We start from the raw sequence: 14,722 nt of genomic DNA on the forward strand, positions 1-14,722 counted from the left end.
TGGTCATGTCCCCAGCGTCCCTCACATGCCCCAGCGCAGTCCCGGAGTCCGCACCGGCGCGTCCCACAGCCGCAGCAGCTCCTCGTCGATCTGGCACAGGGTGACCGAGGCGCCCGCCATGTCGAGGGAGGTGACGTAGTTGCCGACCAGGACACGGGCCACGGGGACCCCGCGCTCGCCGAGCACCCGCTGCACCTCGGCGTTGAAGCCGTACAGCTCCAGCAGCGGGGTGGCGCCCATGCCGTTGATCAGGACCAGGACGGGGCTGCGCGGCGTGAGGTCCTCCAGGATCGCGTCGAGGGCGACCTCGGCGATCTCACCGGACGTCATCATCGGCCGCCGCTCCCGGCCCGGCTCGCCGTGGATGCCGATGCCCAGCTCCAGCTCACCGGAGGGAAGCTCGAAGGTGGGGCTGCCCTTGGCCGGCGTGGTGCAGGCGCTCAGCGCCACCCCGAAGCTGCGGGAGTTCTCGTTCACCTGCCGGGCGATCGCCTCCACCCGCTCCAGCGGCTGCCCCTCGTCCGCCGCCGCGCCCGCGATCTTCTCGACGAACAGGGTCGCGCCCGTGCCCCGCCGGCCGGCCGTGTACAGGCTGTCGGTCACCGCCACGTCGTCGTCGACCAGCACCTTCGCGACCTGGATGCCCTCGTCCTCGGCCAGTTCGGCGGCCATGTCGAAGTTGAGCACGTCACCGGTGTAGTTCTTCACGATGAACAGCACCCCGGCCCCGCTGTCCACGGCCGCCGCGGCCCGCACCATCTGGTCGGGCACCGGGGAGGTGAACACCTCGCCGGGACAGGCCGCCGACAGCATCCCCGGCCCCACGAACCCGCCGTGCAGCGGCTCGTGTCCCGACCCCCCGCCGGAGACCAGGCCCACCTTCCCGGCCACGGGCGCGTCCTTGCGTACGATCACCCGGTTCTCCACGTCCACCGCCAGCTCGGGATGGGCCGCCGCCATCCCCCGCAACGCGTCCGCGACCACGGTCTCCGGGACATTGATCAGCATCTTCACGGGTACCTCCTGGGAAGGCCGGCAAGTGAGTCATCGACCTGCATGGTCGCTGGTCGGAATAGGTACGGGAAGTTATCGTTCCTGGCGGTCCACGGCGGCCGCGAGCGGGCTCCCGCGGTACTGACGCCGGCTTCGGTGACGCGGTGTCGGATCTCCTCGGGTGGGTCGACCGCGTGCCGACGGGAGCCTCATGGGAGAAGTATCGACCTTACGGCCGCGAAGGTCACGTGAGGCCGCACCGGAGCGTCGGGCGGGGCGGGCGACGGCTTCGCCGAGCGAGGCCGGGCCTGTGCCGTACCTGCCGGGTTGATGCTCCGCGGCACGGTATCGGCCCGCCCTCGTCGGCGTTCGGCGTCCGCCCTGGCACGACGGCGCCCCGGGCCGGCGTCATCGCATCAGCCCCGCCTTTCCCGCTCGTGCGGACCGGAGGCCCCGACAGGGCCTCGAGGAGCACCCCGGTTTTTGAGCATGTTCAAATAAGGGCCCGACGGCGGACCTGCCGTCCGATCACAGGGACGGGGTGTGTGGACATGGGGGGCGGAACCGTGAGGGCGGGGGGCGGGGTCAAAGGCGGGTTCGTCACCGTGCTCCTCACGGCCGTGACGGTGCTCGCTTCGGGCTGTGCGGGGGCGGGCGCGGTCCACGTCGATCCGGACCGCCTGCCGGGGGTGTACCGCGACGAGGAGACCGGCGCGGAGATCCGCCTGCACCCCGGTGGACGGTTCTCCGCCGCGGGCATCGCGAAGAACGACGCCTATGGGCACGGAAGTGCCACCCGCGTCGACTTCGACGGCGCCTGGAGTCCCACCCCCTCGAATTTCGTGTACCTGCAGCCCGACAAGACCGGAGGCCTCCAGGCCCTGGGCGACATCCAGCTCTGGACCGCAAGCCCCGAGAAGGTGTTCCTGCACCCGGACGTGGACGGACCGGTGACTCTGGAGCTCGCCAGGGTCCCGGGTGAGGGACGGCCTTCGGCACCCCCTTCGGCGGGAGACTGACAACGCGGCCTGATCGTCGGCTCCCTGGCGACTGCCCGCATGAGGCCCGCCGACGTCTTGCCGGCACACGCTGACGCCCAGGCGGCCCGGGGCTCCCCGCTCGCTCACCCGGGTGCCGTCGCCCGGCGCGGCGCCGACGGCGGTGCCGGCGCGGGACCGGGAGCGGCCACCCGGCGTGTACGGCCCTGCGGACGCCAGGTGGTGATCAGGGCGGCGGCCAGGAGCAGTTCGGCGATGTCGCCGCCGTAGTACATGATCTCGGCGCCTGCCCGGACCTGCTCCACGGGGGCGTGAATGTGCACCCGGAAGCCGCCGTACATCAGCTGTGAGATCACCGCGTGCGCCGTGACGGCGACACCGAGGCAGACCAGCCGCGCGCGTACGCCCGGTCGCGACGGGGCGGGGTCGGGGCCGGCGATGACGTGGGCGAACAGGCAGCCGGAGAGCAGGAAGTGCGCGTGCAGCAGCCAGTGGGCCGCGGGGTCCCCCGTGGTCGCGTTGTAGAGGGGGGTGAAGTAGAGCACGGCGAGGCTGCCCGTGGCCAGTGCCGTCGCGACCACGGGGTGGGTGAGGACGCGGACGGGCGGGCTGTGCAGGACGCCGGTCAGCCGTCGTGCCCGGGCCGCGGGCAGGGTGCGCAGCAGGAGGGTGGCGGGGGCGGCCAGGACGAGCGCGAGAGGCGCGTACATGCCGATGAGCAGGTGCTGGGTCATGTGGCCGCGGAAGTCTCCGTGCGCGAAGGGGGCCACGGGCGGTGTCAGCGCCACGCCGAGCAGGGCGGCGCCGGTCAGGAACCATGCCGTCCGCCACCGGCTCCAGCCCAGGACGGGGTTGCGGTGCCGGGCCCGGCGGGCGAGCCACAGGTAGGCGCCGGCGGCGGCCGACAGGACGAGCACGGGCAGCGGCCACCCCAGGACGTCACCACCCGCGGTGTGCTCGTGCGCGGGCATGCCGTGAACCATCAGGCCCGCCGGCCTTCGGAACGGCCGGCGGGGGCGCCGGGGCCGAAGGGCCGGCCGCCGCGCTGGAGCAGGTGGCCGCCGGCCAGGAACAGCGCGCCCAGGAGGAGGAAGCCGATGTCCCACCAGACCTGGCCGTCCCCGGCGCGGACGTGGTGGATGCCGAGGACATGGTGGTCCAGGACGCCCTCGACGAGGTTGAACAGGCCCCAGCCGACGAACATCCAGCCCCACAGCACGCGGGAGGCCCACACCCGCCGCCGGTCGTGGGTGACCCGCGCGTACAGGACGGCCAGCCCGAGCAGCACCGACAGCCAGCACACGGTGTGGAAGACGCCGTCCCACACGGTGTTCATCTCCAGACCGGAGACGGTGCCGGGGTCGTAGTACCTCACGCCGACGCGGTCCTGGTCGGTGCCGCTGAGCATGTGGTGCCACCGCAGCAGCTGATGCAGCAGGATGCCGTCGACGAACCCGCCCATCCCCACACCGAGCAGGATGCCCGGCAGCCGGACACTCGCCGGCCGTGACACGTCGGACCGGGTCTCACCCGCTGTGGTGGCCATCCCTCGTCTCCGCCCCGCACCTGGGTGCGCCGGGAACACTTCCAGGAGCAGGTTCCCCCTCCGCGGCACTCGACTCGCGTCGGTGTCCTCCGTCCGGCCCTGTCGCCGTCCGCGGGACGCCGGCCCGGGCACCGGGGCCGCCCGGGCTCCGCCCCGGCCGGCCGCCCGACGGCACACGGCACAACGCCGGGCGGGCCGGTCGCCAGGGAGCCGGTGAACGGCGTGTTCCTCCTCAGCCGCGACCGCGGGCGCGAACCAGGGCCGGTGGGCCGGACCAGGACGCGACGCCCGTACAACCCCCGTACGGCACCACCTACTTGCGGAAGCCTTCGGCGGAGCCGGCGCGTCCGGCGGGGTCGGCCCGCGCTGCCCGTCCGCCGTACGCGCGCATGTCCTTGGCGGCGGCCCGCGCGATGTTGCGGGCCATGCCGCCGAAGACGACGGCGTGGAACGGCGAGACCCCCCACCAGTAGGCGTGGCCCAGCAGCCCGCGGGGATGGAACAGGGCACGCTGGCGGTACAGGGTGCGGCCGTCGGCGTCCGTTTCGGCGTACATCTCCAGCCAGGCGAGTCCGGGCAGCCGCATCTCGGCACGCAGCCGCAGCAGACGGCCCGGCTCGATCTCCTCGACGCGCCAGAAGTCCAGCGAGTCACCGACCCGCAGACGCTCGGCGTCCCGCCGTCCGCGGCGCAGGCCGACCCCGCCGACGAACCGGTCCAGCCGGCCCCGGACCGCCCAGGCGAGCGGGAAGGAGTACCAGCCGTTGTCGCCGCCGATGCCCTCGACGACCTTCCACAGCGACGTGCGGGACGCGTCGACCGGCAGTTCCCGTTCGTCCCGGTAGAGGCTGCCGCCGGCCCAGTCGGGGTCGGTGGGCAGCGGGTCGCTGGGGGCGCCGGGCACGGCCGCGGACGACCAGCGGGTGGCCACCTGGGCGTCCCGGACCTTGCGCAGCGCCAGGGCCAGCGCCTCGTCGAAGGGCAGCGGCAGGCCCGGGGGGTCGGGCACGTACCGGGCGATGTCGTGCTCCTGGCAGACGACCTCGTGGCGCAGCGACTCGGTCAGCGGCCGGGCGATGGCGGCGGGCACCGGGGTGACCAGCCCCACCCAGTGGCTCGAGAGCCCGGGGGTGAGGACCGGCACCGGCACGACGATCCGTCGCCGCAGCCCGGCGACCGCGGCGTAACGGCCCATCATCTCCCGGTAGGTCAGCACGTCAGGGCCGCCGATGTCGAAGGCCCGGTCGACGTCGGCGGGCATGGTGGCCGAGCCGGCGAGGTAGCGCAGCACGTCGCGGATCCCGATCGGCTGAACGCGGGTGTGCACCCAGCTCGGGGTCACCATCACGGGCAGGCGCTCGGTCAGGTAGCGCAGCATCTCGAACGAGGCCGACCCCGAGCCGATGACGACCGCCGCCCGGAGCACCGTGGCGGGCACCGGAGCGTCCAGGAAGACGCGTCCGACCTCGGCCCTGGAGCGCAGGTGCGGGGAGAGGGAACGCTCGGGTACGCCGGCCGGGGTGAGTCCGCCGAGGTAGACGATCCGCCGTACCCCGGCGGCGTGCGCCCGCTCGGCGAAGATCCGGGCGGCGCGGCGGTCGGTGTCCTCGAAACCGGAGCCGGTTCCCAGGGCGTGCACCAGGTAGTAGGCGACGTCGACCCCGCGCATGGCCCCGGCAACCGAGCCGTCGTCCGTGACGTCGCCGCGGACGGTCTCGACCTCCTGGGCCCAGGGGTGGTCGCGGAGCTTGCCGGGGGAGCGGGCCAGGCACCGGACCCGGTGACCGGCCCGCAGCAGTTCGGGCACCAGACGTCCGCCGACGTATCCGGAGGCCCCGGTGACCAGGCAGCGCAGCCGCTCGCCGTTTTGCTGTCCGTATGTGTCCGCCACGAGTGCTCCTCTCAGGGATGCGGTACGACTTCCCCCTTGTGTCCGATCATGAGTGCGGCGGTCACGGCGCGCATGGGCGTCCGCTGCCGAACGCGCCCGGCAGCGGGTTTTGGCCCGTGTCGGCGCCGCTGCCGGGCCGCGCGCCGCTCAGGTCACCGCCGCGGTCCGTACGCCGACGGCTTCGGCTCCCCGCCGGGCGCGGTGTTCCCGCGTGCCAGGGCGCTGGGCCACCATGCGCGGGGGCCGATGTCGATCACGAGCGCGGGCACCAGCAGCGAGCGGACCACGAGCGTGTCGAGCAGGACGCCGAAGGCCACGATGAAGGCGATCTGCACGAGGAACGCCAGCGGGATGACCGTCAGGGCCGCGAACGTGGCGGCCAGCACCACACCCGCCGAGGTGATCACGCCGCCGGTCGTGGTCAGTCCGCGCAGCACACCCTGGCGCGAGCCGTGCGCGAGCGCCTCCTCGCGCACCCGGGACATCAGGAAGATGTTGTAGTCGACGCCGAGGGCCACCAGGAACACGAACCCGTAGAGCGGGACGGACGCGTCCGTCCCGCTGAACCCGAGGAGGTGCTCGAAGACGAGGGAGGAGACTCCCAGTGTCGCCAGGAAGTTGAGCGCGACGGTCGCCACCAGCAGCACCGGTACGAGCAGCGAGCGCAGCAGCAGGACGAGGATCAGCAGGATGACGCCGAGCACGACGGGGACGATCACCGTGCGGTCGTGCGCGGCGGTCCGCTGGGTGTCGTACTGCTGGGCCGTGTACCCGCCGACCAGGGCGTCGGCTCCGGGGACGGCGTGCACGTTGTCGCGCAGCCGCGCGACGGTCTCCTTGGCCGCGTCACTGTCCGCCGCCGCCTCCAGCGTGGCGTCGATACGGACCCGTCCGTCCACGACCTGCGGCTCACCGGTACCGGGCCGCCCCGAGGCGGAGACCGTGCCCGCCGCCGCCACGCCCGCGGTGTCCTTCGCGGCGGCCGTCACCGCGTCGGCGTGGCCGGCGTCGGCGATGATCACGGCCGGGTTGCCCGAGCCGCCGGGGAAGTGCTCGCCGACCGTCTCCTGGGCGGCGACGGAGGGAGCGTCGTTCACGAAGATCTCGTCGAGCGGCACGCCCTTCGCGGACAGCGTGGGGGAGAAGGCCGCCAGGGCGGCGAGGACGAGCCCGGTCACGATCCAGGTGAGGCGTGGCCGCGCGTCCACCCGCGCGGCGACCCGGCGCCATACCGCGTGGCCCTCCGCGGACGCGTCCGACGCCTTCGGGCGGGACGGCCAGTAGGCGGTACGGCCGAGCAGGGCCAGCACGGCCGGCAGGAAGGTGAGGGTGGTGAGCACGGCGCACACGATGCCGACGGCGCCGACCGGTCCGAGGGCGCGGTTGTTCGTGAGGTCACTGGCGAGCAGGGCCAGCAGCCCGAGCGCCACGGTGGCGGCACTCGCGGTGATCGCGCCGAACGAGCGCCGCACCGCGGCCAGGGCGGCCGCGGCCCGGTCCCCGCGCACGGCGAGTTCCTCGCGGAAGCGCGCGGCCAGCAGCAGGGCGTAGTCGGTGGCGGCACCGATCACCAGGATGGACAGGATGCCCTGCACCTGTCCGTCGACGCGGACCACGTCCCGTTCCGCCAGCGTGTAGACCACGGCACAGGCCAGTCCCAGGGCGAGGACGGAGCCGAGGATGATCAGGAGGGGCAGCAGGACACTGCGGTGGACGAGCAGGAGGATCACCAGCACGGCGGCGAGCGCCACGCCCAGCAGCAGTCCGTCGATGCCCGCGAACGCGTCCGACAGGTCGGCCTGGCTCGCGGCCGGGCCGGCGATCCGCGCCTCGGTGCCCGGCACCTTCCGCGCCGCCGCACGCACCTCGTCGAGGACCGCGGGCAGCTCCTCACCCAGCTCGGGCTCGAGCGGGACGACGGCCTGGAGCGCCCGGCCGTCGTCGGAGGGCAGGGCCGGTGACGGCCGGCCGGCGATCCCGGCGCTCCCGGTGAGCGCGCCGACGGAGTCGGTGGCGGCTGCCCGCTGCGCCTCGGTGACCCGGTCCCCGTCCGTCGTCCAGACCACGACGGCCGGCAGGGTCTCGGACTGGCCGAACGCCTCACGCTCCTCGAGGACCTTGGTGGACTCGGCGCTCCGCGGCAGGAAGGAGGCCTGGTCGTTGGTGGCCACCTCGCCCAGCTTGCCCGCGTACGGCCCGAGCGTTCCTCCCACGCCCAGCCAGACCAGCAGGAGGACGAGGGGCACGGCCCACCGGGCCCGGCGTGGTGCGGTTCTCATGAGCATCCTCAGCAGGGGGAAGAAGTGTGTCGATGAATAAGTATCTCAATGATTGAGTGATCCTATACTGGGGTCATGAGTGACCCGGATACCCCTTCGACACCCCTTCACGTGGACGACCCGACGGGGTTGCAGTCGTTCGCCGTGCTGTTGCGTCGGATGAACAGCGAGTTCAACCGTGTCGCTCAGGAGTTCGCCCACGCGCACGGCCTGCACCTCACCGATGTGCAGGCCCTGATCGCGATCCTGGACGCCGGCGCGGACGGCGCGGGCGAGCCCATGACGCCCGGCCGGCTGCGCAGGCAGCTCAACCTCACCTCCGGCGCGGTCACCGCGTGCGTCGACCGGCTGGAGCGGGCGGGGCACATCCGCCGGGTCAGGGCCGCCGACGACCGCCGCGTGGTCCACCTGCACTTCGCGGAGGAGGCCAGAGGGCTGGTCAGGGAGTACTTCCGGCCGCTCGCGCGGAGCACCGACACCGCGCGGGGCCGTTTCACGCCCGACGAGCTCACGGTGATCGTCCGGTTCCTCGGCGAGATGAACCGCGAGCTCGTCCTGCTGCGCCGCGACTGAACGTCCCCGCCGGGCGGAGCCGGCCCCGGCGCACACACCGTGCCGGCCGGCGGGAGGGTCCGGGCCCGCCGCGCCGGACGGCGCCGGTGGCTGTACCGGCCGCGGCGGGCACCGGAAGCCGTGCCGCACGCCGTCATCCGTAGGGAGTACCGAGCCGCGGTCCGCCGTGCGGCGGCACGCCCGCTCGGGCATGCTCATCGCGAGGCATACCCATACATTCCGCCCCGCGGACGGAGGCGTCCTTGAAGACGACCCTGCGCGTAGTCCTGGTCGCCGCGCTGCTCACCGGTGCCCTGTCGGCCGTGGCACCGGTCACGGCCGCGCCGGCCGCGGCCGAACCCCCGCGGTACGTCGCGCTCGGCGACTCCTACGCGGCCGCACCGCTGGTGCCGCCGCCCGATCCGGACGATCCGATGTGCCTGCGTTCCCTGGCCGGCTACCCGCACATCGCGGCCGAGGCCCTCGGCGCGCACCTCACCGACGTCACCTGCTCCGCCGCCACCACCGACCACCTGAGCACGTCCCAGTACCCGGGCACCGCCCCCCAGTACGACGCGCTCACCCCCGCCGCCGACATCGTCAGCATCACCATCGGCGGCAACGACGCCGACGTCTTCAGTGAAGCGCTGGACTGCGTCAACTTCCTGCCCCCGCCCCACGGCACCAGCTGCGCGCAGGAGAACACCGCGGGCGGTACCGACAGGATCAGGGCCCGCATCGACGCCTGGGCACCGGTCTTCGGCACCGCCCTGGACGAGATCACCCGGCGTGCGCCGAACGCCGAGGTCTTCGTCGTCGGTTACGGCAACTACCTCCGCACCGACGGCTGCCACCCCGCCCAGCCCTTCTGGAAGCAGGACGCCAACTACATCCAGGGCGTGGTCGACCACCTCGGCGCCGTACTGAGGCGAACGGCCGAAGAGCACGGCGCGACCTTCGTCGACACCTACACCCTGGGGATCGGACACGACATCTGCGCCGCCCCCGCCGACCGCTACATCGAGGGCCTGGTCCCCGCCCGCCCGGCCGCGCCCCTGCACCCCAACGCCGCGGGGGCCCGGGCCGTCGGAGAGGCCCTGGCCACGGCCGTCCGCGCGGCGTAGGCGCCGTCCGACGGCACCTCACCGGCGAAGGCGTCCGAAGAACGCGGTACGGGCCGAAGCGCGGCGCCCGGGACGGCCGGCCCCGCCGCCCGGGACGGCCGCCCGGGACGGCCGGCCCCGCCGTCCGGGTGGGCGGGTCCCGCCTCCGCGCCGGGCCGGCTCCCACGCCCGCCGCCCGCGCGCACGCGTGCGCCGGGCATGCCGGTGAACCCGTCCACCGGCCACCGCCCGGCCCTCCTCGCCCCTGCTGCCCGGCCACTGTCCTGACCGCTCCGACAGCCGCCGGTCCACGGCACCGAGGCCCTGGACGCCCCGCCCACCGGCAAAGACGCCCCCTCGCTCCCACCCGCGCGAGTGGGGCCGATCGGCCCTGGCCTCCCGGCCCGGGATTGCGCAGGATGTGAGGGCCGGGGATTCCGGACGGCGTGGACGATCACACAGCGTGGAACGAGGAGCAACCGATGGCGGACGGCGAGCAGCCCGGACCCGACAGCCCGATCCGGGTCTTCCTGCTGGACGACCACGAGGTGGTCCGGCGAGGGGTGCACGACCTGCTCGACGACGAACCGGACATCACCGTGGTCGGCGAGGCCGCCACCGCGGAGCAGGCCCTGGTCCGCGTCCCCGCCCTGCGCCCCCGGGTCGCGGTCCTGGACGTACGGCTGCCGGACGGGGACGGGGTGAGCGTGTGCCGCGAGCTGCGCTCGGCCATGCCCGGCCTGGCCTGTCTGATGCTGACCTCGTTCGACGACGAGGAGGCCCTGCTCGACTCGATCATGGCCGGTGCCTCCGGATACGTGCTGAAGCAGATCCGCGGCTCCGACCTGGTGACCGCCGTCCGCACGGTGGCCCGCGGCCAGTCGCTGCTCGACCCGAGCGCCACCACCCGGCTGATGGCCCGGCTGCGCGGCGGCCGGCAGAAGGAGGAGGAGCAGCCGGACGCGCTGCCCGGCCTGACCGACCGGGAGCGCGAGATCCTGGCCCTGATCGGTGAGGGACTGACCAACCGCCAGATCGGCCAGCGGCTGTACCTGGCCGAGAAGACGGTCAAGAACCACATCTCCCGGCTGCTGGCGAAGCTCGGTGTGGAGCGCCGCATCCAGGCCGCCGTCATCGCCACCCAGGTCCAGGACCGGCTGCGGCAGGAGGGCCGCTGACGGCCGCCGCTCCCCTGAGTCCGCGTCCGGTGACCATCCCGGCCTCGGTACGCGCGAACACCGTCTCCCGCGACGGCATCCACGAGGCCGGACCGGTCCGTACGAGCCGTTCGTGCCCGGCCGGACCGGTCACCACGGCGGCCCGTCCGTCCGGACGAGCACGCGGGACGCGGCGGGGAGCGGCGTAGGGGACGACGGCCGGATCGAAGCCGTCGACCGCGACGGCGTCGTCGCCGCCCGCGCGGCCGTCAACTGCTTCCGCTGCCGTACGGGGCGTACAGGTCGAGCAGCCGGACCCGGGTGGCGTGCAGCCGCTGGGCGACCACCCGGCCGACCCACACGGCGATCACGCGGCCGAACCCGGGGTCCTCGTCGCACAGCGCCCGTACGGCCTCCGCGTCGAACTCCCAGGCCCGCACCGGGGTCGTGGTCCCGGCGCCCAGGTGCCATAGGCGCGGCGGGTGGTGCCAGGACCAGCCGATCAGCTCGCCGTGGCCCAGCGACTCGATCACGGCCGCGCGGTGACCGGGGACCTGGAGGTCGAGGGCGACGGTTCCGGTCCGGACGATCCAGAACCGGTCGGCGCGCCGTCCTTCCTCGAACAGGCGCACCCCGGCCGGGAAGGAGACCTCGCGGGCGTACCGCATCAGTTCTTCGCGGTACGCGGCCGGGAGACCCGCGCTCAGCGTGGTGGTGGAAGTCATCGCCCGTCTCCTTCCGTGCCCGCCGCCACAGCCGGACGGCGGCTTCGGTGCCCCCGATGCCAGCGTGGGCCCGGCCGGGGGGAGACGCCATGGGCCGCCCGGCCTCGTCCGAGGGACCTTCGGCCCGGCCTACGAGCGGGCGGGCCCGTCACCCGGCCGGACGGCCTCCCGGGGGCGTGTCGCCGGTCCGCCCGGTACCGGGGGCGGACGGCGGCAGCGTCTCGCCCTGGATGATCCGTGGGGCCGCGGGCGCCTCCTGAGCCTTGTCCTGCTGCTTCATCGCGCGCGCCTCGGCCTTGAGGATGCGGGCCGACTTGCCCGCCGAGCGGGCGAGTTCCGGGAGCTTCCTGGCGGCGAGGACGGCTATGACGACGATGAGGATGACGGCCAGCTCGCTCAGTCCGAACATGGGTGCACTGCTCCTTCTCCGTGGCACGGGCGGCCCGGGCAGAATCTACATCACTGTAGAGGGGCGTGGGGGTGGCGTACGGGCACCGAGGGCGTCTATACGATGTCTGCCCGGCGAACAGGCGGCGGAAGGGAGGCGGGGCGTGGCGGAACAGCGGGAGGGTTCCCGGCGTCGGGGCCAGGGCGAGCTGGAGGGGCTGGTCCTGGCGGCGCTGCGGGAGGCGGACGGCCCGGCGACGGCCGGCTGGGTGCGGGAGCGCCTGGGCGGCGGCCTCGCCTATACGACCGTCATCACCATCCTGACCAGGCTGCTGGCCAAGGGCGTGGTCACCCGGGAGCGTACGGGCCGGTCCTTCGCCTGGACGCCCGCCTCCGACCAGGCGGGCCTGGCCGCCCACCGGATGCGCCGGGTGCTGGACGCCGAGAGCGACCGGGAGGCGGTGCTGGCCAGCTTCGTCACCGGCCTCGGACCGGACGACGAACGCCTCCTGCGGGAACTGCTGGGCCAGTCGGGGGACGAAGGGGAAGACTGAGGCCGCCATGGGGGTGTTCGTCCTGTTGCCGCTGGTGCTGCCCCTGACGGCGTGGCCCATCGCGCGCCTCGCCGAGCAGCATCTGCACCCGCGCACGGCGACCCGGCTGCTGACCGGGGTGGCCGCGGTGATGGCGGTGTGCAGCACGGTCTGCCTGGGGCTGCTGATGGTCGTCGGCACCGCCCAGTTGCCCGGGAACCCGCTTCCCGACGGCTGGTCGGACCCCGAGGTGCGCGCGGCGGTGCCGTACGACGAGGTGGCCGGCAAGGTGGCGATCCCCGCCCTGTGCGCGGTGCTGGCGGCGTGCGGGCGGACGCTGTGGCGGCACGGGCGGGTACGCCGCCGTGCCCACCGGGCGCTGGCCGGGCTGCGGGAGACGGAGGCCGCGGTCCTGCCGGACGACGTGCCCTACGCCTACGCGCTGCCGGGCGGCCGGCGGGACCGTGTCGTGGTGACCACGGCGCTGCTGGAGCGCCTGGAACCGGCCGAGCGCCGGGCGCTGTTCGCCCACGAACGCGCCCACCTCGCCGCCCGCCACCACCGCTTCCTGCTCGCCGTCCAACTGGCCGCGCGCGCCAACCCCTTCCTGCGGCCGCTGCGCACGGCGGTGGCGTACACGGCGGAGCGGTGGGCGGACGAGGACGCGGCGCGGGCGGTCGGCAGCCGCCGTACGGTGGCGCGGGCGATCGGCAAGGCGGCCCTGGTGTCGCGCGGCACCCCGGTCGCCACGCTGGCGGGCCTCGCGGCGGCGGGCCCGGTGCCGCGCCGGGTGGCGGCCCTGCTCGGGCCCGCTCCGGTGGTGCGCCGCCTGCCGTCGCTGTTCACCCTGGTCGGCCTGGCGGTGTGGGGCGCCGCCGCGGGGACCGCCGTCTCCGCGATGTCGTCCGCGAACTCCGCCGTGACGATGGTCCTCATCCTGTACGCGGCCACACCCCTGTGACCCCGCGGCGGGCCGGCCGTCGCGGGGCAGGGACCGCTCAGAGGTCGAACTCGTGCGGCGGCAGGCCGAGGGCGTAGCACGCCTCGCGGACCACGGCCCGCTCGTTCTTGTCGAAGTCGCCGTCGGCGCCGCCGATGACGATGCCGATCTGGACGACCGCCCGTGCCTCGGCGGGCTTCTTCTTCGCCTTGGCGATCTCCTGCAGGACGCTCACCTTGCCGAAGGCGAAGTCGGCGGTCAGCTTGTCGATGTTGTCCTCGAAGCGGCGGCGCAGGTCGTCGGCGGGGAAGTTCCGCAGCACCTCGTTGGCGGCGATGAGCTGGGCCACGCGCTGCCGCTCGGACGGGTCGACGGTACCGTCCGCCGCCGCCACCAGGGCGCACATCGCCATGCTCGCGTCGCGGAAGGCGCCGCTCCTCAGATCGTTCTTCCTGGCCGTCAGCTGGGTCTGCATCGTCGACGCGGACTCCTTGAGGCGGTCCCACAGGGCCATGAGCACTCCGTACGGGTCGGGAGGCGCCCGGACCGAAGTGTGCCGGGCGCCATAACTTCTACAGTAATGTAGAAGTTACTCCTCCTCTTCCTCGCCCTCGAAGAAGTCCCCGATCTCGTCCACGGCCTCCGCCGCGACCATGCCGCCGACCACGCCGACCGCCAGACCGGCGGCGCCCGCGGCGACGGCGGTGCCCATGCCGGGACCGGAGCGGTGGTGGTCGTCGTGGGAGTCGTAGGAGCCGTGGGGGACGGGAGAGCCGTGGGACGCCCGCCGCTCGACCAGCTCGCGCATCCAGCCGTCGACCTCGGCGGTCCAGTCGCGGGAGTCGTGAAGACCGACGGTGAACCTGGTCAGCGCGTCGTGGCCGCCGGAGAGGAGGCCGCCGCGCCTGTCGGCCTCCAGGACGACCTCCATGCCGCCCGGACCGGCCAGGAAGGTCACCTCGACCTCGTTCACCCGGTCCGCGTACCGCGCGGACGGGACGATCTCGATCTCCTGGTAGAAGGGCAGCCGCTGCCCCGTGCCGCCGATGCGCCCGTACTCCAGGTCGGCCGACCTGAAACCGAAGCCGAGTGCGCCGAACGCCTCCAGGACCGCCTCCTGCACGGGCAGCGGACCGACGGTCAGCGGGTCCAGGTCCCCCTTGTCCTTCGCCCCCGCCACCGACAGCTCGGTGCGCACGCCGAGCACGATGCCCAGCGGCTGTCCGTACAGCTCGGTGACCGGGGTCTCCCAGGGCAGCGGCACGCTGAACGGCAGGTCGCGCTCCTCGCCCTCGGCGAGCCGGAAGCCGCCGCCGACCGTGAACCGGTCGAAGGCGACGGCGCCCTCGCTCTCGCCCTCCTCGTGCTCGGCCTCGACCCGCGCCACCAGCTCCAGCGTGATGGCCTCGATGTCGAAACCGGCCTGTCCGCCCTTGAGGCGGACCTGGCCGGTGAGCGTGCCGCCGGGCCGGACCGGACCGGGGTCGAGCACCGTGTCGACGGTGGGGCCGCCCACGCCGAGCGAGCCGAGCAGTCGTTTGAACACCATGGTGGCGTCCACTCCTTAAAGGTGCGTGTGTTCCGTGTAGGGGGTGCCGCCCGAAGGGCGGCCCGCGAT

15 protein-coding genes are annotated in these 14,722 nt (G+C 73.9%); 6 read left to right on the forward strand and 9 right to left on the reverse strand.

Going from position 1 to position 14,722, the window contains the following annotated elements; genetic code table 11:
• Nucleotides 1-21: 21 nt before the first annotated feature.
• On the reverse strand, nt 22-1,014 hold the full coding sequence (gene dhaK, locus ACF1DX_RS31820) for a dihydroxyacetone kinase subunit DhaK (RefSeq protein ID WP_391794608.1): 993 nt from the start codon (nt 1,012-1,014) through the stop codon (nt 22-24).
• A 530-nt stretch (nt 1,015-1,544) separates the two neighbouring features.
• Here dhaK and ACF1DX_RS31825 point away from each other — a divergent pair.
• Nucleotides 1,545-2,012, forward strand: coding sequence for a hypothetical protein (locus ACF1DX_RS31825; RefSeq protein ID WP_391794610.1), 468 nt, complete (start codon nt 1,545-1,547; stop codon nt 2,010-2,012).
• 104 nt (nt 2,013-2,116) lie between these two features.
• Here ACF1DX_RS31825 and ACF1DX_RS31830 read toward each other — a convergent pair whose 3' ends face one another.
• The 4 genes from ACF1DX_RS31830 to ACF1DX_RS31845 all read right to left on the reverse strand — a co-directional run bounded on the left by ACF1DX_RS31830 (nt 2,117) and on the right by ACF1DX_RS31845 (nt 7,707).
• Nucleotides 2,117-2,962: a cytochrome c oxidase assembly protein gene (locus ACF1DX_RS31830; protein WP_391794611.1), complete on the reverse strand. Its 846-nt coding sequence runs from the start codon at nt 2,960-2,962 to the stop codon at nt 2,117-2,119.
• 11 nt (nt 2,963-2,973) lie between these two features.
• Nucleotides 2,974-3,537 (reverse strand): DUF2243 domain-containing protein, encoded by a 564-nt coding sequence (locus tag ACF1DX_RS31835; RefSeq protein ID WP_391794612.1) that lies wholly within the window; start codon nt 3,535-3,537, stop codon nt 2,974-2,976.
• A 313-nt stretch (nt 3,538-3,850) separates the two neighbouring features.
• Nucleotides 3,851-5,428 carry an SDR family oxidoreductase gene (locus ACF1DX_RS31840; protein WP_391794613.1) on the reverse strand — a complete coding sequence of 526 codons (1,578 nt, stop codon included), beginning with the start codon at nt 5,426-5,428 and terminating at the stop codon, nt 3,851-3,853.
• A gap of 152 nt (nt 5,429-5,580) precedes the next feature.
• On the reverse strand, nt 5,581-7,707 hold the full coding sequence (locus ACF1DX_RS31845; RefSeq protein ID WP_391794614.1) for an MMPL family transporter: 2,127 nt from the start codon (nt 7,705-7,707) through the stop codon (nt 5,581-5,583).
• Between the two features lie 75 nt (nt 7,708-7,782).
• Here ACF1DX_RS31845 and ACF1DX_RS31850 point away from each other — a divergent pair, with 75 nt between their 5' ends.
• From ACF1DX_RS31850 to ACF1DX_RS31860, 3 genes are all read left to right on the forward strand, one after another.
• Nucleotides 7,783-8,280 (forward strand): MarR family winged helix-turn-helix transcriptional regulator, encoded by a 498-nt coding sequence (locus ACF1DX_RS31850; protein WP_391794615.1) that lies wholly within the window; start codon nt 7,783-7,785, stop codon nt 8,278-8,280.
• 242 nt (nt 8,281-8,522) lie between these two features.
• A complete protein-coding gene (locus tag ACF1DX_RS31855; protein ID WP_391794616.1) occupies nt 8,523-9,383 on the forward strand; it encodes an SGNH/GDSL hydrolase family protein in 861 nt (286 codons plus the stop codon).
• A 461-nt stretch (nt 9,384-9,844) separates the two neighbouring features.
• Nucleotides 9,845-10,540: a response regulator gene (locus tag ACF1DX_RS31860; RefSeq protein ID WP_391794717.1), complete on the forward strand. Its 696-nt coding sequence runs from the start codon at nt 9,845-9,847 to the stop codon at nt 10,538-10,540.
• A 248-nt stretch (nt 10,541-10,788) separates the two neighbouring features.
• Here the strand turns inward: ACF1DX_RS31860 and ACF1DX_RS31865 are convergent, their stop codons facing one another.
• Entirely contained in the window at nt 10,789-11,244 is a 456-nt protein-coding gene (locus ACF1DX_RS31865; RefSeq protein ID WP_391794617.1) for a Crp/Fnr family transcriptional regulator, read from the reverse strand.
• A gap of 148 nt (nt 11,245-11,392) precedes the next feature.
• Nucleotides 11,393-11,653 (reverse strand): twin-arginine translocase TatA/TatE family subunit, encoded by a 261-nt coding sequence (locus ACF1DX_RS31870; RefSeq protein ID WP_391794618.1) that lies wholly within the window; start codon nt 11,651-11,653, stop codon nt 11,393-11,395.
• Nucleotides 11,654-11,795: 142 nt separating this feature from the next.
• Here ACF1DX_RS31870 and ACF1DX_RS31875 point away from each other — a divergent pair, with 142 nt between their 5' ends.
• Both ACF1DX_RS31875 and ACF1DX_RS31880 read left to right on the forward strand, forming a co-directional pair.
• Nucleotides 11,796-12,185, forward strand: a complete 390-nt coding sequence (locus ACF1DX_RS31875; protein WP_391794619.1) for a BlaI/MecI/CopY family transcriptional regulator — start codon at nt 11,796-11,798, stop codon at nt 12,183-12,185.
• A gap of 7 nt (nt 12,186-12,192) precedes the next feature.
• Nucleotides 12,193-13,125 (forward strand): M56 family metallopeptidase, encoded by a 933-nt coding sequence (locus tag ACF1DX_RS31880; RefSeq protein ID WP_391794620.1) that lies wholly within the window; start codon nt 12,193-12,195, stop codon nt 13,123-13,125.
• Nucleotides 13,126-13,162: 37 nt separating this feature from the next.
• Here the strand turns inward: ACF1DX_RS31880 and ACF1DX_RS31885 are convergent, their stop codons facing one another.
• Both ACF1DX_RS31885 and ACF1DX_RS31890 read right to left on the reverse strand, forming a co-directional pair.
• Nucleotides 13,163-13,618 (reverse strand): tellurite resistance TerB family protein, encoded by a 456-nt coding sequence (locus ACF1DX_RS31885; RefSeq protein WP_391794621.1) that lies wholly within the window; start codon nt 13,616-13,618, stop codon nt 13,163-13,165.
• Nucleotides 13,619-13,693: 75 nt separating this feature from the next.
• Entirely contained in the window at nt 13,694-14,653 is a 960-nt protein-coding gene (locus ACF1DX_RS31890; RefSeq protein WP_391794622.1) for a sporulation protein, read from the reverse strand.
• Nucleotides 14,654-14,722: the final 69 nt, after the last annotated feature.

Origin of the sequence: Streptomyces sp. NPDC014676 (genome assembly GCF_043084105.1) — a bacterium.
Taxonomy (GTDB): domain Bacteria; phylum Actinomycetota; class Actinomycetes; order Streptomycetales; family Streptomycetaceae; genus Streptomyces.